The sequence below is a fragment of the Nocardia sp. NBC_00881 genome (assembly GCF_045207455.1).
GTDB lineage: Bacteria > Actinomycetota > Actinomycetes > Mycobacteriales > Mycobacteriaceae > Nocardia.
In genome coordinates this window covers 6619026-6637981 of record NZ_CP108798.1, presented here as the reverse complement: position 1 = coordinate 6637981, position 18956 = coordinate 6619026, and the positions used below count along the sequence as shown (strand labels likewise).

Below are 18956 nucleotides of genomic sequence, written 5' to 3'. Positions count from 1 at the left end.
CCGCGCGGAGTGCGGCGTCCAGGGTTGCCAGGGCGTCCAATCGGGTCAGGGTGCGCGCGACATCCACCGCCGTGCGGGCGGCGTTCGTGGTCAACGTGCTCCACACCGAGTCGCATCTCCTCAGCCTGGTTAGCCCGCCGCCTCGGTCCCGGCGCCCAGCCAGGCACATCCGCACCCCTGTGCATAACCCACCGGGTGTGGATTCTTCAGCGAGCGTAGTGAAATGGTGGCTCGGAATGGTGCCCGAGGCACCATTCCGACTCCGCTCACGGCGCCTGGAGCAGGCCGGTTACCAGGGCGCGGCGGCCGCTGGCATAGGTGTCCTGGGTGGCGGGTGTGAGGAAGCGGGGCCCGAGGGCGGCCAGACGGGGAAAGGTTTCGGCGTCCAGGTCGGCGAAGACCTGTGCGCGGAAAGTGGGGCGGTTTTCGGCGGCGCGGCGGGCGGATCGGTGGCTGGCAACTCGCCGCCTTCCACGTCGAAACCGATGCCGACGTGCACGCCGATCGCTGGGAGATGTACCCCGCCGCAGACGAAGCAGTCTGCTGCCTGACCGGCGGAATGCGCCTGTATCTACGCCCGGAACATCCGGAGGAGCCAGAGTCGATGGTGCGACTGCCACCCGGCACGGCGTATGTCGTGCCACGCGGCCGTTGGCACCGCATCGAACTCGACGAGCCCTCCGACCTGAGGTCGATCGGCGTGCGCGACGGCACCCGCCAGGATCCGGTCGCCGCCCGCGCCGCACACTGATCGGCTCCGATTCCCGCATACGCTTTGGTTTTCCCGCACCCGGATTCGCATGCAATTCGGTACGGGGGAACTCAGGGGGTATGCCTCGGATGGGTAGCGCACGGAGGAAAGCGACGTCCGATTATCGCCGGTCTCGTCCGGTGTGCGCTGGGCAGACTGGCCGCATGACGCGAACAACAGATCCAATGACCGTGCTGACCGGCATGTACGCGGCCGAGGCGGAGTACCTGGCGGCAGGCGGCCCGGGCCGCGCCTCGTTCCAGCTGCTCGCACCGTTCTTCGCTCCCTGTGTGGTGCTGCATCAGGCGGACGGGCTGCCCTACGGCGGAACATGGCGTGGACACGAAGGCATGGAACGCTTCTTCCTCGCCATGAGCCGCACGTGGCAATCGTTCGACCTGCTGGAACAGCATTTTCTGGCGACCGGCGAGACCGCCGTGGTACACACTCGCGTGCACGCCCGCGCCCGCGCGACCGGCCGCGAACTCACCTTCCCCATCCTGCAGACAGTCACCCTCACCGACGGCCGCATCGGCGAGGTGCACCCCTTCTATTGGGACACGGCGGCGATCGCGGACGCGTGTGGCCTCCCAGAGGCTTAGGCTGACCCTGCTCGTGCGGGGCTCGATCGAGTCAGCCGCGACGTTCCTCGGCGTGAAGGGTCCGGCGGTGAAGTCTGTTCGGCTGGCTCGCGTTGCGACGCTCGCAGTGATTGTCGGCACGATGCTGCTCATGGTTTCCGCGTGCACTCTGCCGACCAGAACGCGAGACAGGTACGAACCCGTCACGGTCAGTCACATGCTGGGCACGACGACCGTCGACAAGTTGCCGAAAAACGTCGTCACCCTCGGTAATCAGTGGACGGACAACGCGCTGGCGCTGGGCGTGACGCCGATCGGTGTCATCGCGCCGGCGGTCGGCGACGCCACACCGTGGACACATGCGGCAGTCGAATCGGCCGAAACCCTGGACACGAGCGGCAAGCTGACCGAACAGATCGCGGCACTGCATCCCGACCTGATCCTGGTGGACGGCTTCATAGCCGACCGCAAGACCTACGACGAGCTCTCGCGAGTAGCCCCAACGGTCCCCGCCCTCAGCGCGGAAGCATCCTGGCAGGACCAAGTGCGGACGCTGGGCCGAATCCTGCGCAAACAGGATGCCGCCGACACGCTGATCACCGACGTCGACAAGACGATCGCCACCATCACCCGGGCCGCCCCGGCGCTGCCTGGCAAAACCTTCGTCGCCACCTGGCTGGCCAGCGACACCCAGCTCATCGTGCTGGCGGCGCCGAACAACAACCTCACCCTCTTTACCCAACTCGGCCTGCGCCCCCTCGAACACCTCACCGAACTCCCGACGTCCCTCCCGCCGGACCAGGTCAGCGAACTCGACGCCGACCTCCTCCTGGCCGGCTACTCCCCCGGTTTGGACAAGAAATATCGCCGACTCCCGGGATACGCCGATCTGCCAGCAGCGCGGAAGAACTCCGTCACCTTCCTCACTACTCAGGAGCTGAGCGGGATAGCACAGCCGACCGCCTTATCCGTCCCCTACCTACTCGAAAAACTGAAACCCGGCCTCACCAACGCGGCGAAGTAGAGCTGGGACTGCCCGACCTAGTCGTGAGACCTGCAGCGGTGGCGGGGCGCGTGGCCACCTTTGTCACCGGCGAAGTAGGAAGCGGCGACCGCCAGGAACATCATCACCGCCGCCGCGACGAACACGATTATCAGACCGGGGTGGAACGAACCGGTGAGCAGGCGCTGGAACAACTCCTGTCCGATGCGGGTGTCGGCGTTGACGCCAGGCTCCGCCAGTCCGCCGGTGGGACCGAGCAATTCGTGGCCACGCACATGGGATCGATCATCGAGACAACGGGCGTACTTAGGTTGGTTAGGCTAACCTGTCTTTCTATGAGCAAAGGGTTCAATGGACTGATGATGAAGGCATGGCGGGCAGACGATTACCGGCTGACTGTCACCTCGGTCAAGAGCATCACCGACAACTACCGCCGCCTCGGCTTCTCCGCGGACGGCTTGTTCGATGACCACCCGGTTCACCCCACACAGTGGATCCGCATGTGGTTCCAAGACCACGACGGGAAGGAACGCCAGCGCGGCTACACACTCGTCGATCCCGATCCGGCCACAGACAGTTTCGATGTCGAGTTCGCGCTGCACCACGGCCCAGCCTCACGGTGGGCAGGGAATGCTGCAGTAGGCGATGTCATCGAGGCCAGCGTGATGGGCAAAGGTGTGGGCGCATCGAAGTTCGCGGTCCCTGATCCCAAGCCTTCGGAGTTCGTCATCTTCGGCGACACCGCCTCCCTTCCCGCGATCAACTCGTTGCTGGACGCCATCGGCGACATCCCCGCCCGGGTATGGCTGGAATGGCAATACGAATCGGACCCGACCTTGCCGGTGCGGTCCGGCCCGGCCACCGAGGTGACCTGGCTGCAACGGATCGATGACGGGCGACTGCTTCGTGAACAGGCGGAATCGCTGACCTGTGCGCCGGACGCGTTCGGCTGGGTCGCCTGCGACGGTACGACCACTCGCGCGATCACCAAGACGCTGAAAACGAAACACGCACTTCCCAAAGAGGCGATCAAGGCACAGGCCTACTGGAGATAGCCGGAATTCTCGCTGCGGCGCCCCGGTTACGGCGCGAGCGCGGTCGGGTGCGGGCATACACAAGGGTCGTCGGCCGACATCGACGGCCGGCTCCGATCTGGTCCGGCCGCTGACCGATGTCGGCCCGACTCGCATGCGGCCCGGCCGTGTGACGACTCATCGTTCGACGCGGCACCAGCAAAGCCATCATGGTGGGCGGGTTCGACGCGGCACAAATCCACGTCGACCTCGAAGCAGGCTGGCAACGGGTGGTTGAACTAGCCGTCGGTCCGCGAAGTGTCAGTTACCTCCGGCTCATCGACCGGCCGCCTGGCATGCGGTTCACGCAATCCGTACCGGACCGTCCGAACCTTTCTGGTCGTCCACGGCGGTAACCGAGTCGTCGAAAAGGTCGCGTTCGATCCCCGACCGAATATCGGCATGCAGCGCGCGCAATCCATCCCGATCGGTCCGCACCTCGATGACGCGCAAACCGCCGACGGACTCCGCACCGGAGCCGAGGACCTCACCCAGATCGGCGACGCCCGCGGCAATGTGCGGGACGCCGTGCGCGGCACACAGCATGGCGATATCCGTACCGTGCGGTGTGCCGAACACCCGTTCGAAGACATCCGCGTACTGCGGGCCCCCTTGCTCGAGCAAACCGAAGATCCCGCCGCCGTTGTCATTCGCCACCACGATCGACAGGTCACGCGGGACCGGTTCCGACGGACCGACCAGCAATCCGCCACTGTCGTGGGCGAAGGTGAGATCGCCGAGCAGCGCAACTGTGCGGTCGCCCGCCAACGCGACGCCCACCGACATCGACACCAGTCCGTCGATCCCGGCGACTCCCCGATTGGACACAACTCGAACGCCGGTGGTGTGTTCCCAGGTCATCGACACATCGCGCACCGGATTCGACGAGCCGACGACGAACGTGTCTCCTACTCCGAGTTGCCGCGTGATCGCCCGGGCCACATGCATGCCGGTCACCTGGTCGGTTTCGTCGAGCGCCCGGTGCACCGCGGAGAACGCGATGCATGTCGCCACGCGGCAGACATCGACCCACGCCTGCGCAGGTCGCCCGGTCGCCCGGATGCTGCGCCCGACCGCGCTGGCCGTTCCAGCAACATCCGTCCATGACCGTTCCGGGGCCACGACGATTACCCGGATCGTCGGTGACGCGAGCAGTTGCACGACGGACCGATGCAGTGTCGGTCGCCCGACCACGATTACCTGCTCGGGATGCAACTGACGGATCACGAGCGGATGCACCGTGCAGTCCGTCGGCGGGGCCGACGGCTCGGCGACCGTCGGAACACCCGCCAGCTCGGGCAGCACCGGCGCGCCCTGCCCCGCCACGACGAGCGTATCCAGGCCGAGATCGACCTCCACTGGCGCGTCGATGATGGTCGGCTCGACAACTGTCCACGGTCCACCGTCGCGCCGGCCCGGCGGAGTCTCCCAGGCACGTGGTCCGACCAGCGGTTCGGCGAACGGAACGTCCAGATGAACCGGGCCGGGATTGCTGTCGCGAAGGCCGAGGGCAGCCGCGGTGAGTCGGCCGACCGTGGCCCTCCAGCGCGCGTTGTGTTGGGCAAGCCGGTCGCCACCGGGCGGATATCGGTGGTCCGCTTGGGCGAGCACCATCGCGGAACGCACGGCGAGACCGAATATGTCGGGCTGAACTATGGTCTGGCTCGCCCCGGTGCCCTGCATCTCCCCCGGCCGGTTCGCGCTGATCACCATCAGCGGGACACCCGCGTAGCTCGCCTCGAGAACTCCGGGGACCAGATTGGCGACGGCCGTTCCGGACGTAGTCACCACGGGGACCACGGTGTGGCTGCCCGCGGCCATACCGAGCGCGAGGTAGGCGGCACTTCGTTCATCGATCCGAACGTGCAGGCGGATACGCCGATCGGCGTCGGCCCGGTGCAGCGCGATAGCCAAAGGGGCGTTGCGAGATCCTGGACAGAGCACGGCCTCGCGCACACCGCACCGAATGAGCTCGTCGACGATGACACCGGCCTGTATCTGCGCCGTGCTGGGCGCTGTGCCGTTGACCCGATCAGCGTGCATGAGCTTCGACCAGGCTCATCTCCAGCGGCAGGCCCTTGATCGACACGAGCTCGAATCCGGCGCTGGCGAGCAGCCGCCGATATTCCTCGTCCGTTCGTTCCCGGCCGCTGGTCATCACGAACATGTGCATATCGAACGCGGTGGCGACCGGGGTGGGCCGCAGGTCGGACACGACCCGCTCGATGATCAGCAGGGGCGAGCCAGCACGCATCGCCGCCCGGCAATTCTCCAGGATCGCGCGTGCCCGCTCGTCGTCCCAGTTGTGCAGAATTCGGCACAGCACAGCGACATCGCCGCCCGCGGGGAGGGGATCGAAAAAGTTCCCCGCGAACACTTCACACCGTTGCTGAGCGATATATTCCTGCAACCGGTCCACTGCCGCAGAAACCACGGCCTGTCGTTCGATCAGCCTTCCGGTCGAATCCGGGACCGCCGCCAGAATGACATCCAGCAGGGTGCCGTCACCTCCGCCGACATCCACGACGCATTTCCCGCCGAAGTCGTACACATTCGGCAGGTCGGCGACGAACATGCTGCCGACCGCGATGCCCGAACCGTAGACCGCGAGTGCGTCCGGTCGGCTGCCCAGATAGTCGAATACGGTCTCGCCGTGTGCTCTGGTGAACGGCTGTTCGCCGTCACGCAGCGCTGGCACCAGCTCACTCCAGGCATCGGCGAAGTACTGTTCCTGATAGAGCCGTACCAGGTTTCGCATGGACTGCGGATGGTCAGAGCGCAACAACTCGCCGATCGGACTCAACGAGTACCGCCGATCGTCGTCGCGCACGACAATGCCGAGCGCACGCAGCATCCGCAACAGGCGGGTCAGCGATTCCGGCGCCACGCCCATGGCCGCCGCCACGGCCTCGCCATCCATCGCCCCCCTGCGCAGAAGATCAGCGAGGCCGAGATCGACGGCCGCGCCGATACTGCTGCTCACCCACCCCCCGATGAGCAGCTTCAGCAACTCGGACTGACTCGTGGTGACATTCGGTTCATCGATCGACCTCAACGCTGCTCACCCGATTCTCTGATGATCTCGAACCATGCTGCGAGAGTTGGTGTTTCGGCCAGAACACGCAGAGGAACGTCGTATCCACCTGCGCGCAAGGCGCCGGCCAACCGCATCATCCGCAGCGAATCCAGTCCGTGCTCGAACAGATCGGCGTCGTCCGGAAGGGACCATGTCGCGAATCCGAGCGCTTTCGCTGCGGCATTTCGCAGGTCTTCTATCGTCCACCTGTCCGCGGCCGCCGCAACCGATTCGTCCTGTGCCTCGTACATGTCAATTCCCTTCCGCAACAGTGCGGTCCGCATTGTCGGCGAGTTCGGACTCGACCTGGTCGTCGCTGAGTTCGAGGATCTCCAGGTAAATTTGTGCGATCTCGTCCAGCCGTCCCGGCGATTTCTCGCGGGCCTGCAGGCTCCGCGCGAGTTCGCCGAGCGTCGGCGAAGCGAGCAGCAGGTGCAGGTCGATGGTCGGGTCGGCCAGCACTTCGCGCAGCTCTCTCGTGACGTCGACAGCAACGACGGAGTCTCCGCCGAGCGCGTAGAAGTTGTCGCCGATGCCGACCGCAGGGACGTGCATGACCTCCTGCCACACCTGGGCAAGCACCGCTTCGAGCGGCGTCGCCGCACCGTCTCGCCGCTCGGCCGGACCGGCAGCTTCGGCGGCTGCCGCGACCAATGCGCGGTAGTCGACCTTGCCATTCGCAGTCAGCGGAAGCGACTCGACCAGCCGCATCGTGCCGGGCACCATATGGGACGGCAGCACAGCCTCGATATCGCGACGGAGCTCCTCGACGGCGGATTCGCGGTTCACGACGACGTGCGCGACGAGTGCCCGCGAGCCACGACCGTCCGTGGCCGGTACCGGCGTCACCACCGCCGCGTCGACCTGGGGCAGCGAAGCCACTGCGGCCTCGACGTCGCCCAGCTCGATGCGGTGCCCTCGCACCTTGACCTGCCGGTCCCTGCGGCCGACGAACTCGATCTCCCCACTCGGCAGCAAACGGCCGAAATCTCCTGTGCGGTAGAGCCTTTCACCGGTGCGGGGGTAGATCGTGAAGGATGTCCCGGTGCGCTCGGGATCATCGAGATAGCCACGGGCGATACCCGGCCCGCCGCAATACATTTCACCGACGACGCCGGCCGGCACCGGACGCATCGCCTGGTCGAGGAGCAAGTAGCGGGTGTTCGCGATCGGCCGCCCGTACGGTACCGATCGCCAGGCCGGATCGATGTCGCCGACCGCATGCCAGATATTCCACAGCGTGGTCTCCGTCGGGCCTCCGATGCTGACCAGCCGCGCGCTCGGGCACTGCTCGCGCAGCTGGTCCACCAGCGCAGGCGCGACCCAGTCACCCCCGACCAGCGCCAGCCGCATGGCGGTCAGTGGTGTCCCACCTTCGGCGCGCAGCATCTCCAGCATGGCGGGCACCGAACACCACACCGACACCGCGTATTCCGCGGCCAGGCTGCGCCAGTGCCGCGGGTCCCGCCGGCGATCGGCGGCCGGCACGACGACCGTCGCCCCGGCACACAGCGTGACGAACACGTCGAATCCGGACATGTCGTGATGCAGCGCCGATACCGCGAGCGACCGGTCCGCCGGACCTATCGCGAGGCTCGTCATCGTGTCGACGACGCAGTTCACCACGCCGCCATGCTCGATCATGACCCCCTTCGGCTCCCCGGTGGAGCCGGAGGTGTACAGCACGTAGGCGAGATCCGCACGGTCGATCGATATGTCGGGAACGAGCGTGCTCGATGCACGGACCGCGACACCGTCGACATCGACCAGTGCCAGGTGTGGCAGGTCTTCGACAACCGCGCGCACGGCGGCGGGTGTCGCGTCACCCGTCAACGCGGCCACCACACCAGAACGCTCGAGCATGCCGCGAATGCGTTCCGGCGGAGCGGAAATATCGATCGGCAGGTATGCCGCACCCGACAGCAGCACGCCGTGCACCGCGGCGAACTGACGCCACCCCTTGTCCAGCAGAATGGCAACGATCGGCTGATCGTCGCTCGGTCCGCACGTCGCAGCGAGCCGGTTCGCGATGCGACAGGCATGGTCGAGCAGAGCACCGTAGGTGATCGTCACCGAACCGTCGATCAGCGCGGGATGATCGGGCTGGCGGCGCGCACGCTCGACGAACAGCTCCGGCACGAGTGCCGCTGCCGTGTCGACCTGCCGTCCGGTCACTTCGGCGTCCGCCAGCGGCACGATCGACAGGTCGGCCTGCTGCCAGACCTCGGCGGAACCCGCGAGGCGTTCGAGCAGCTGGCGGAACGCAGTGAACATGGCATCGATCACGCCGGGCGCGAAGGCGGAATCGACGGTGTCCCAGTTGTAGTACAGCTCGTCGTCGTGTTCGTGGATCTGTACGTCGAGGCTCACCTGCGGAGTCTGCGACAGCGCGTACACCTCGCGAACCTGGCCGTCGAACGGCGTCCTGGCACCATCCGACCAACCGAGTGTGCTGGTGAGCACGATCGGCATTCGCGCCCGATCGGAACTGCCGTCATGGCGGGTGAGCTCGCGCATGAAGCGCAAGCCGCTGTAGTGGCTGTGCTCGAGGTCGTCCCAGAGAGTTGCCTGGATGCGTTTCGCCCGCGCGGCGAAGGTCGCATCGCGATCGTGGTCCACCGCGAGCGCCGAGATCGAAGCGAACTCGCCGACTACCGCCTCGACCTGCGGGTGCAGCGGAATCCGGTTCATGCTGGGGATGTTGAGCGCGAACCTGTGCTCGCCCGACCAGACCGCCAGGACCTCACTGAAGGCGGCAATCATCAACGCTGAGGTTGTCAGCCCTTGTGCGCGTGCGTGTCTGGTCAACTGCCGCCATTGCGCGGGAGGCATACCGGCCTCGCGGCGGGTGAAGCGAGTCGCCGAGATGTCGGTAGAACGATTCGCGGGCAACTGCGGCGCCGCGGGAAAAGTAGCGACGCGATCGGTCCAGTACCGCTGCGAGCGCCGGTAGAGTTCGGCGTTCTCGAGTTCCGAGAGGGCACCGACGTAGTCGCGGAAGGTGAGCGACAGCTCCGGCAGTTCGGCGGCTGGGTCACGGTAGCGCAGACTCAGCTCGGCCAGCAGCAGTCGCCAGCTGAGGTAGTCGAAACACAGCCCGTCGAAGCCGATGTGGATCCGGCTGCTCTCGTCATCGAGGCGGCTCACCGCGATATGGAACAGCGGCCACGTCCCGGGGTTCGGTACCAGATGCGAGTACGTATCGCGAAGCTCCGCGAGCAGGGCCGCACGCGCGCTCTCGGTGAGCCCGCGCAGATCGTGCACAACCGGATGGAACGGCGGAACCGATTCCAGCACCCGCTGTTCGCGCCGTTCGATATCGATGGTCAGGCGCAGCGCATCATGCCGTTCGACCAGCGAGCGCCACGCGGCCGTGAACCGGTCGATGTCGATGGCGCCTTCGTATTCGTAGTACCCGTGCGCCGCGACACCGCCGTAGTGGTAGGCATCGTCTCGTCCCAGCACATACGCCAATTGCGTGTCGGTCAACGCAAACGGCCGGAACCGGTCGTCGGGCGCGGGCCGGACTGTTGGAAAACCGGTGGTCACCGCGTTACCTCCTCTTGCCGCAACTTCTTCTTGTCGACCTTTCCGATGGCTGTACGAGGCAGCGTGTCCGCGATGCGGATCAGATCCGGTATCTTGTACGCGGCAATTCCGCGCTCGGTGAGAAATCGAGCGATTTCCGGTTGCTCGGGTGCGGCGCCATGCGGCACGAGCACCGCGCAACTGCGTTCACCGAGTATTTCGTCCGGGACCCCGATCAGCGCGGCATCGCGAACTGCCGGGTGCGCGAGCAGATGGTTCTCGACCTCCTCGGCCGCGATCTTCTCCCCGCCCCGGTTGATCTGGTCCTTGACCCGGCCCTCGAACACGACCTGCCCGTTCGGCAACAGGCGGACCAGATCCCCGGTTCGATAGAAACCATTGTCGGTGAACGAGGTTCGGTTGTGGACACCACCGCGGAAGTAGCCGCGGACCGTGTAGGGCCCGCGAGTCAGCAGTTCACCGATTTCCCCCGCGAGTACCGGATTTCCGTAGTGATCCACGATCAGCAACTCGTCGTCCGGCGAGACCGGCCTGCCCTGGGCGTGTAGCCGCGTCTCCAGATCGTCGTCCGAGTCCTGGAATCCGCACAGGCCCTCCGCCATTCCGAATGCCTGGTGCAGCTGGCAACCCAGCGCAGGCTCGACGCGACGGGCGAGTTCGAGCGGAAGCTTCGATCCGCCGATTACGACTCGGCGCAGGCTCGACAGGTCGGCGGAGCCGCCGGGTGCGAGTTCTACCCATACCAATGCGACTCCGGGCACCAGTCCGGTGTCGGTGACGCGATGGCGCTCGATCAAGTCGAAAGTTATTCCTGGATCAGGACTCTCGGCGAGGATCAGCGTGCCACCGACATCGAACGTGGCGAGCAGCCCGTGGGTGAGAGTCCAGTTGTGGCCAAGAGGCAGGCAGACCATATGGCGCGTCGTCGCGTCGTAGGAGCACGCCGCGGCGACGGCGCGTCCGCTGTAAGCCCAGTCATCATGGGTGCGCGCGACAAACTTGGGCAACCCCGTCGTGCCACCGGAGAGCAGGAGAATCGCGACGTCCGACGGGTCGGCTGTGGGATGCTCGATCGGCTGCTGTCGTAACGAGTCCAGCGGAATGAACTCGGCGGCGGCGCCGAAGATGATCACGTGCCGCAGATTCCCGGTCTGCCCACGGACCGCGCGTGCGAGTTCGCGATGGTCGAAACCGTCGATGACGTCGGCCGTCACGTATGCGACCGCGTCGGTGCTGTCGACGAAATGGGTGATCTCGGCGGCCCGATGCGCGGGCAGGGCGAACACCGGGATCGCACCGACTCGCAGCAGCGCATACATGACGGCGATGAATTCGCCTCGATTGGGCAGCTGCACGACCACCCGATCCCGCGACCTGATGCCAAGAGCGTGCAGGCCGGCCGCATAGTGGTCCACCTCGGCATCCAACTCCGAGTATGTCCAGCTGCGGTCGGAATCCACGACGGCTGCGGAATCGCCGAATGTGCTGCCGTAGCGCCGAAGAGCGGCGTCGAGTGTCTCTCCGCGCCAGTATCCGAGGGAGCGGTACCGGGAGGCGAACTCCACGGGCCAGGGAACAAATCCATCAAGCATGGGCCCAACCTCACCTACCTGTAACCGTGAGCCTGGTGTGGACCAGACTCGCTTAACTTAGCGAATTAGGTTAGGCTATGCAAACTTAGATGTTGATGCCGAGATGTCCGGCGCCACATTCGGACCCACAAAGCCACACAGGGGCGACGAGCGCCCGAGGGGCATCACCCGGTCCGAAATGCCGCTTATCAAGACCAGAAGCCGATGATAGATTAGGCCAGGCTTACCTACTTAAATGGAACCACGTCGCCGGCAGTCTGACAACCGCGGCGCCCGATGTAGCGACGTAGCCGTGAGGAAACGAGGAATCAATGAGTAGATCACGCAAGCGCTTCGCCGGAGCCGCGATCGTATCGGCGCTCGCCGTGGCGGTCGACGTACTCGGGACGACGCTGACGGCCGCGGGCGCCGCCGCCGCCCCGTGGACCGAGCCAGGCGTTCAGCAGCCCGCTGTGGCACAGCAGATTCAGGACCCGGTCGCACCGAGCGTCCCGAATCCGACACCAGCGGAACTCACCGCACTGGTCAACAGAGCCACCAGCGTCAACACTTCGGACGCGGAGAAAGCGAACTCGGCTGTGGCGGGCAGTGCCGCCGTGCCGATCTTCAACAAGGCGGCGGCACAGCGTGCATTCGTCTCTCCGCCCGGCTCACCGGAATACATCCACTTCGCCGTGTCCGACATCGACGTGAACGGCCACACCGCGACCGGGATCCTGCACGCCAACTACACCGGACCGCAGATCCCAGGGTACGGTGAGCAGTCGTCGTTCGACTTCGACATGGACTTCCGGTACCTCGACGGCCGGTGGAAGCTCGATCGGACCGCAGTCTGCAGCATCGCGCAGATGTCCATGAGCGAGTGCACCATCTGATGGGCGGCAATGTAATTCAGCCGAGCGGCCGACCACCCCAGCAGCGCCCGCTGCGCCGATGGTCGTTGCTCGCGACGCTCGCCCTCGCCGTTTCCTTCGGCGCCGGGTGCGGCTCCGAGTCCGCCGAGTCCGCGGACTCGACGGCAGGGAACCCGATCACCGTGACCCACCGACTCGGCGAAACGGTGGTCACCGGCACACCGAAACGCATTGTGGCACTCGACGCCCAGTGGCTGGACGCCACGCTGGCGTTGGGCGTCACGCCCGTCGGCTACCTCGACAACATCAGCCTGATCACCGGCGGCAAGCGCCCACCGTGGGAACCTGAATCGCTGCCGGATGCCAAGGCGCTGACGACAACCGGCGATCTCGCCGAACAGGTGGCAACGCTGGAGCCCGATCTGATCCTCGCATCGGCGTTCACCACCGACCAGGCCCAGTACGACAAGCTGTCCCGACTCGCACCGACCATCCCAGCGCTGAGCAGCATGCAGGTCGATCGATGGACCGATCAGGTTCGGACGGTCGGCAAAATTCTTCGTAGAGAAGGCAAGGCGACGGAGGTCATCGACGGCGTGTACCGCCAGATCGATGACGTCGCGAGACGGCACCCAGGCCTGTCGGGCAAGACCTATCTCACCTGCTGGCTGGCAGGCCCGAACCAACTGATGGTGCTGGCCGACCCCAATGACGGGGCCGCGGAGGTGTTCACCCGGCTCGGGCTGAGGCTACCGAAGCACATGGTCGACGAGGCGTCCAATGGGGGACGGCTGTCGCTGTCACCCGAGCGACTCGGCGACCTCGATTCAGACCTACTGGTGGCGACCGGGGAGCCACTGAAGCAACTCCCGGGATACGGCACGCTGCCCTCGGTGCGGAAGGGGAGCATCGTCTTCATCGATCTCGTCTCGGGTAGTGGCCTCAATCAGCCGACGGCGCTCTCGCTGCCCTACATCCTGAATGAACTGGAGCCCGCGCTCGCCAAGGCGGCCACGTAAATCGGCACCAGGCACCGGGCTCCCGCACGCAGATCGACGCGAGCAGGAGCCCGGTGCGGGAACGGCCACTCGGCGATCGACAACCCGGTGGGCGCTGTCCGGCAGGCCGCATTGCCTTGGCCGCCATTACTGTTCATCGACCGACGACCACCCTAACGATTTGATTTATGATAGCCTTACCTAACTTCGCTCGACGTCGTCGCGACGGAACACGTCGACGAGCTCATGGATTCGATCCTGTCGCTCGCGTGCCCGTTCCGACTTTGCCGGGTCGTCGAACGGAAACAATTGAGACGTGGAGTAAGTAGCATGCAGCACAGACCGGGGTGGATCAGACAATTCCACAAGCCGAATTCACCTGAGCGCCTTCCACTATTGATCTTTCCGCACGCCGGCGCCGGCGCATCAGCATACCGCACTTTGTCCAAGGCATTCAGCGATAGTTTCGACGTCATCATCTTTCAGTACCCAGGGCGCCAAGACCGAGTCGGCGAGCCGGGATTGACTTCCCTCCCCGAGATCGCCGCCGGCGCATTCGCCGCATTTCGGGCATCGGGACACCATCGCGGCTTTCCGATCACCACCTTCGGCCACAGCATGGGTGCGCTGGTCTCATTCGAATTCGCCAGGCTCGCCGAAGCAGCGGGAATCGCCATACGACAGCTCACGATCTCGGCGGCAGTCGCTCCCTGCCACGTCGCGGACAAACCGCCGCATCCGACAGATGACCAAGAAATCCTCGACCATCTCGGGGTGCTCGAGGGAACCAATGCCGATGTCTTCGCGAACCGGGAGGTCATGAAGATGGCGCTCCCGGTCATCAAGCGTGACTACCACGCCTTCGATACTTATTCTTGCGACGAAACCGTCAAGATAGCGGCGCGAATTCACGCGATCTGCGGTGATCAGGATCCGGTCGTCACGATGCGGGATCTCTACGGCTGGGGCAAGCACACCGACGATATCCACGTCACGATGTTCGACGGTGGGCACTTCTATCTGAACGATCATGTCGACGCTATCGCAGAATTGTTGACGCCCAGGGCACAACATGAGCGGTCAGCATGAATACCGAGGGCCAGCGATGACATTATCGACCAAGCAAGACCGCGATCATATCGTCATTTCCGGAATGTCTGTAGAAGCGCCCGGCGGAATCGAAAGCCCTGCATCCTTCTGGTCGGCACTCGCGGAATCGAGAGAATTGATCAGCCCGTTCCCGCGAGATCGTGGTTGGCCGATCGACGATCTACTGTCTGTTTCCCGGCACGACGGCTGGGGAAAGGTCTCCGATGCGGGCGGATTCCTCGACGGCGCCGCGGCATTCGACCCGGCCTTCTTCGGCATCACCCAACGCGAGGCCATCGCCGCGGACCCACAGCAGCGAGTGGGTATGCGGGTGGCGTGGCAAGCGCTCGAGAACTCTGGAATCAACCCGGGCGCCCTCGATGGCGCGGACGCCGGCTGCTTCATCGGTGCGTCGCCGATGGAATACGGCCCGCGAGCCGCCGAGGTCAACCCCTACAGCGGACACCGGGCCGTCGGCCTCGCGTCACTGAGCGTGGCCGGCCGGATCTCGCACAGCCTTGGCCTGACCGGTCCATCGATGTGCGTCGACTCCGCGTGCGCGTCGTCCTTGTCCGCTCTGCACCTGGCTGCCACAGCAGTACGAGGCGGGGAGTGCGAGTGGGCGCTCGCCGGCGCGGTGTGCGTGATGGGATCGCCGCTGGCGTTCTACGAGTTCGCCAAGAACAACGCCCTTTCGACCGATGGACACTGCCGGTCCTACGCCGATGACGCCACCGGCACGCTGTGGGGTGAAGGCGCGGGAGTGGTACTCGTCGAACATGAATCGCGCGCTCGCCGGCTGGGACATCGGATATACGGCCGCATCCTCGCCACGTGCACCAACCACAATGGAAAAGGCAGGCCGATACTCGTCCCGCGAGCGCACGCACAGGAACGGCTGGTTCGCAAAGCCATCGATATCGCTGGCATCGATCCGGCCGATGTGGGAATGGTCGAGGGTCACGGCACCGCCACCCGGGCCGGCGATCCGGCCGAGCTCACCGCGCTGCAGAACACTTACGGCGCGGCGGGATCCAGCCCGCTGCTCGGTTCGGTGAAGTCGAACGCCGGACATGCGCAGGCAGCCGCGGGACTGCTCGGATTGATCAAGCTTCTGCTCGCGGGCCAGCACGGCTATATCCCGCCCAGCCTGTTCTCCGAAAACCCGACAACGAAAGTGGACTGGGACCGGTCGAGCCTGCGACTGGCCACGAAACTGCAACCGTGGGAACCGAATAACGGCGTCCGCTATGGGGCTGTTTCCTCGTTCGGCGCAGGGGGATCCAATGCGCACGCAATCATTGCGATGCCCGTCCGTGAGGAGAGCGACGATTTCTAGCTATCGACTGCCCGATGGCACCGTTCCGGTCCTCCTGTCGGCGGATACACCTGACCTGGTGCGCAGCGAGGCTGCGGCCATTCTTTCGTACGTCGCTGATCGCCCCGCGGTCTCGCCGTCACGCATCGCCGAAATGCTGTTCCGAACACGGGTCGCACGCCGATATCGAGCCCTGGCGATGGTTACCGTCCGCGACGAGCTCAGCGCTGCACTGCGCGCGATCGCCGAGGGCGGTGCGCACCCTGCGGTGGTGCACACGACCGCACCCGCCGCGGCTCATCGACTCGCCTTTGTGTTTCCCGGACAAGGCGGGCAGCGCCCAGGAATGGGCCTGCTCTATTACGAGTCCGCCCCGGCATTTCGGGCCGAAGTGGACCGCTGTGACGCGATGTTCCGTGAGCTGTTCGGCGAGTCGCGGCTGGCCTACGTTCTCGACGACAAGGCTCCGGCCGACGACAGCGCGCGAGTCGTCCAGCCGGCGCTGTTCCTTCAAATGGCCGGGCTTGCCGCGATGTGGCGGTCGGTGGGTATCGAGCCCGCTGTCACCATCGGACACAGTCAGGGCGAGATCGCCGCGGCATACGTGTCGGGCAAGATGACGCTGGCCGATGCGGTCCTCATCGTCGGGACACGGGCCAACGCCGTCGACAAGATCGCATCCGATGAGTACGGAATGGCGGTTGTCGCCGCAGACCGCGACGAAGGTGAGGAATTGCTCGCACGGCGATCGGGCTGGGCGCAGCTGTCGGTGGTCAATTCCCCGCACATGGTGGGCATCTCGGGCGAGCGTGGCACCGTGCAAGACATCGTGGACACGCTCACCGACCGCGGCCGGTTCGCCAGGATGATCCGCGTCCAGTATGCAGCGCATACCGGACTGGTCAACAGTCTTCGCGACGACATACGCGAAGCATTGAAGAGCCGGCTGGACAACCAGTACTTCCTCGAGACCCACACCGATTGTCTCGGAGCCACCCTCGGCGGCGCGATCACTTCGGACCTAGCGGTTGACGAATATTGGTTCTGGAACCTGCGCAACACCGTTCGATTCGACCGGGCTATGGCCGCAGCGGTCACAAGGGATGTCGATACCTTCGTCGAGCTTGCCGAACATCCGACCCTGCAGCTGGCGATCCAGGAGAACCTGGGTGTCCTGGCAGACGAGCAGACCACCACCGTGACCGGCACCTCCAGCCGGACCGCAACCGATCTGCGCGAATTCACCCGCAACCTTGCCGTTCTCGCGGTAAACGACCTCGACTATCCGTGGGATCGACTGCGCGAGCGATCCGATGATGCCATTCGGCCACCACTGCCCGACTTTCCGAACGTGCGGATGAACGAGCTGAGACTGTGGTTGCCGTACAACTCACCGCCCGCTCGGCAGCTCCAGTCCGCCGCCGGCCAAGCCGCCACCGACCCGAGCCCGGACACGACAGCACCACAGCTGCTGGTCGAGGAGTGGGTCCGGCTCGTTCAGCGCTCGCTGGTGCCGCCGCGCGCCATCGGGATCATCGATCACATGCACGGCTGCGCGGAACTCGCCGCCGCCCTGTGCGCCGAAGCGGAAGTCCACGGTGCAACGGCACGCGTGATCGATGTCGAAAACTCCGGCGACAACAGCGACCTCGACACCATCGTGGTGCTGCTACCGCAGCTACCGCAGCTGGACGGCCGCGCCGCCGCCGCCGAGGTCGCGGAATTCTTCGGTGATCGACGGTGGTGGCCCGGGCTGACCGGTGCGGCGGCCGATTGCTGGCTCGTGACCGTCGGCGGTGAGGCGGTGCTGGCCGACGATTCTCCACCGCATCCGGTACACGCCGCAGCCAGTGCGGGATTTCGCTGTATCGGCACCGAATATCCCAGCGTGACGTTCCGTCATCTAGACCTTTCGCCTGAGCAGGCGCGTCCGGAATCAGCGAATGCGATCGTCACGGCACTACATACGGCCGACGAATCGGAACTGGCGTTGCGCGGCGACAATCTGTACGCAAAAAGACTTGCCGAGGCCGCCCGGATCGTTCCGGATTCGGACAGCGCGGCGCCGAAGAATGTCGTCATCATCGGTGGCACAGGCAAACTCGGTTTAGAGTTCGGCGAGCACTTCGCTCGTCAGGGCGCGCAGCGGATCACGCTGGTGAGCAGATCGGGTGCGACCGCGGCGACCGCCGACCGGCTGCGCCGGATTCGTCAGGCCGCTGCCGCGGAAGTCAGCGTCATATCCTGCGATGTGAGCGACACCGATGCCGTGGTGCGGTTGGCGAACGAGCTCCGTGACGCGCCCGCGAACTTGATAATCCATGCCGCAGTGGACTATTCGGATATCGCGCTCGCAGACATCACCACCGAGCAAGTCGACCAGGCATTGCGGGCGAAGGTCATCGGCATCTCGAATGTGCTGGATGCACTCGCACTTGCCTCGGACTGCCGCGTGATCCTGTGCTCCTCGCTGGCGGCGACACTCGGCGGCCGCGGCCAGATCGTCTACGCGGCCGCCAATCGAATGCTCGACGCGCTCGCGCACCAGCTTCGTGCCGACGGGCTCGATTGCGTGTCGGTGCAATGGGGGCAATGGACGGTCCACCTCGACCTCGGCGCCTCGGGCGCGGCGAAACTAGCCGGCGCAGGCGCTGTTCCGATGCGTCCGGCGGACGCGATCTCGTTGGGTTCGAGTGGATTCCGGAAAAACGTCATCGTTGCCGCGTTCGACTGGACTCGGGCACACGCGGTGCTGGGTGCCTACGGCTACGGGCCGGTGCTGTCGCAGCTGGTGGCACCGGTCACTCGCCACCAGACGCCGGTCGCCGAGGCGAATCTGCCGTTCCGGGTGGTGCAACTCCTCGGCGAGGTCATCGGTGTCGATCGGGTCGACACGATCGACACGACGCTGCCCATGGTGGCGATCGGTTTGGATTCGTTGCAGGCACTGGAATTCCGTCGACGTGTCAAAGCGGAGTTCCATCGCGATTTCCCCGTCGCGCAGCTCCTCGGCGGAGCTTCTGTCGACGATGTCATACGGGCGTTCGGTGCGCACCCGCAGGCGCCGGCGAA

General features: G+C 65.4%; 14 protein-coding genes and 1 pseudogene. 9 read left to right on the top strand and 6 right to left on the bottom strand.

Annotated features, from left to right (window positions below; translation table 11 throughout):
• Positions 1–403: 403 nt before the first annotated feature.
• The 3 genes from OH799_RS28545 to OH799_RS28535 all read left to right on the top strand — a co-directional run bounded on the left by OH799_RS28545 (position 404) and on the right by OH799_RS28535 (position 2356).
• The gene (locus OH799_RS28545; RefSeq protein ID WP_406270277.1) at positions 404–751 is read left to right on the top strand and encodes a cupin; all 348 of its coding nucleotides are present in this window, start codon (positions 404–406) and stop codon (positions 749–751) included.
• Between the two features lie 164 nt (positions 752–915).
• Positions 916–1353, top strand: coding sequence for a nuclear transport factor 2 family protein (locus OH799_RS28540; protein WP_406270274.1), 438 nt, complete (start codon positions 916–918; stop codon positions 1351–1353).
• Between the two features lie 196 nt (positions 1354–1549).
• Positions 1550–2356: an ABC transporter substrate-binding protein gene (locus tag OH799_RS28535; protein ID WP_406270271.1), complete on the top strand. Its 807-nt coding sequence runs from the start codon at positions 1550–1552 to the stop codon at positions 2354–2356.
• A gap of 17 nt (positions 2357–2373) precedes the next feature.
• Here the strand turns inward: OH799_RS28535 and OH799_RS28530 are convergent, their stop codons facing one another.
• Positions 2374–2610 (bottom strand): hypothetical protein, encoded by a 237-nt coding sequence (locus OH799_RS28530; RefSeq protein WP_406270268.1) that lies wholly within the window; start codon positions 2608–2610, stop codon positions 2374–2376.
• Between the two features lie 60 nt (positions 2611–2670).
• Here OH799_RS28530 and OH799_RS28525 point away from each other — a divergent pair, with 60 nt between their 5' ends.
• The gene (locus OH799_RS28525; protein WP_406270265.1) at positions 2671–3390 is read left to right on the top strand and encodes a siderophore-interacting protein; all 720 of its coding nucleotides are present in this window, start codon (positions 2671–2673) and stop codon (positions 3388–3390) included.
• A gap of 321 nt (positions 3391–3711) precedes the next feature.
• Here OH799_RS28525 and menD read toward each other — a convergent pair whose 3' ends face one another.
• Genes menD through OH799_RS28500 form a run of 5 tightly spaced genes read right to left on the bottom strand, consistent with a single transcriptional unit; the run spans position 3712 to position 11625 of the window.
• Complete coding sequence (menD, locus tag OH799_RS28520; RefSeq protein WP_406270262.1) at positions 3712–5451, bottom strand: 2-succinyl-5-enolpyruvyl-6-hydroxy-3-cyclohexene-1-carboxylic-acid synthase; 1740 nt, start codon at positions 5449–5451, stop codon at positions 3712–3714.
• Positions 5441–6463, bottom strand: a complete 1023-nt coding sequence (locus OH799_RS28515; RefSeq protein WP_406270258.1) for a methyltransferase — start codon at positions 6461–6463, stop codon at positions 5441–5443. Before OH799_RS28515 ends, menD begins: the two co-directional genes overlap by 11 nt.
• Positions 6460–6735, bottom strand: a complete 276-nt coding sequence (locus OH799_RS28510) for a phosphopantetheine-binding protein (protein ID WP_357269611.1) — start codon at positions 6733–6735, stop codon at positions 6460–6462. The genes OH799_RS28515 and OH799_RS28510 overlap by 4 nt, the downstream gene beginning before the upstream one ends.
• A gap of 1 nt (position 6736) precedes the next feature.
• On the bottom strand, positions 6737–10033 hold the full coding sequence (locus OH799_RS28505; protein ID WP_406270255.1) for a non-ribosomal peptide synthetase: 3297 nt from the start codon (positions 10031–10033) through the stop codon (positions 6737–6739).
• Complete coding sequence (locus OH799_RS28500; protein WP_406270252.1) at positions 10030–11625, bottom strand: (2,3-dihydroxybenzoyl)adenylate synthase; 1596 nt, start codon at positions 11623–11625, stop codon at positions 10030–10032. The genes OH799_RS28505 and OH799_RS28500 overlap by 4 nt, the downstream gene beginning before the upstream one ends.
• 311 nt (positions 11626–11936) lie before the next feature.
• Between OH799_RS28500 and OH799_RS28495 the strand changes: the two genes are divergently transcribed.
• The 5 genes and pseudogenes from OH799_RS28495 to nbtC all read left to right on the top strand — a co-directional run.
• Positions 11937–12500, top strand: coding sequence for a hypothetical protein (locus OH799_RS28495; protein ID WP_406270249.1), 564 nt, complete (start codon positions 11937–11939; stop codon positions 12498–12500).
• Entirely contained in the window at positions 12500–13498 is a 999-nt protein-coding gene (locus tag OH799_RS28490) for an ABC transporter substrate-binding protein (protein ID WP_406270246.1), read from the top strand. Before OH799_RS28495 ends, OH799_RS28490 begins: the two co-directional genes overlap by 1 nt.
• Positions 13499–13807: 309 nt before the next feature.
• Complete coding sequence (locus tag OH799_RS28485; RefSeq protein WP_406270243.1) at positions 13808–14566, top strand: thioesterase II family protein; 759 nt, start codon at positions 13808–13810, stop codon at positions 14564–14566.
• A gap of 16 nt (positions 14567–14582) precedes the next feature.
• On the top strand, positions 14583–15905 hold the full coding sequence (locus tag OH799_RS28480; protein WP_406270240.1) for a polyketide synthase: 1323 nt from the start codon (positions 14583–14585) through the stop codon (positions 15903–15905).
• Between the two features lie 55 nt (positions 15906–15960).
• A pseudogene (gene nbtC, locus OH799_RS28475) lies at positions 15961–18936 on the top strand (nocobactin polyketide synthase NbtC); the annotation flags it as partial.
• Positions 18937–18956: the final 20 nt, after the last annotated feature.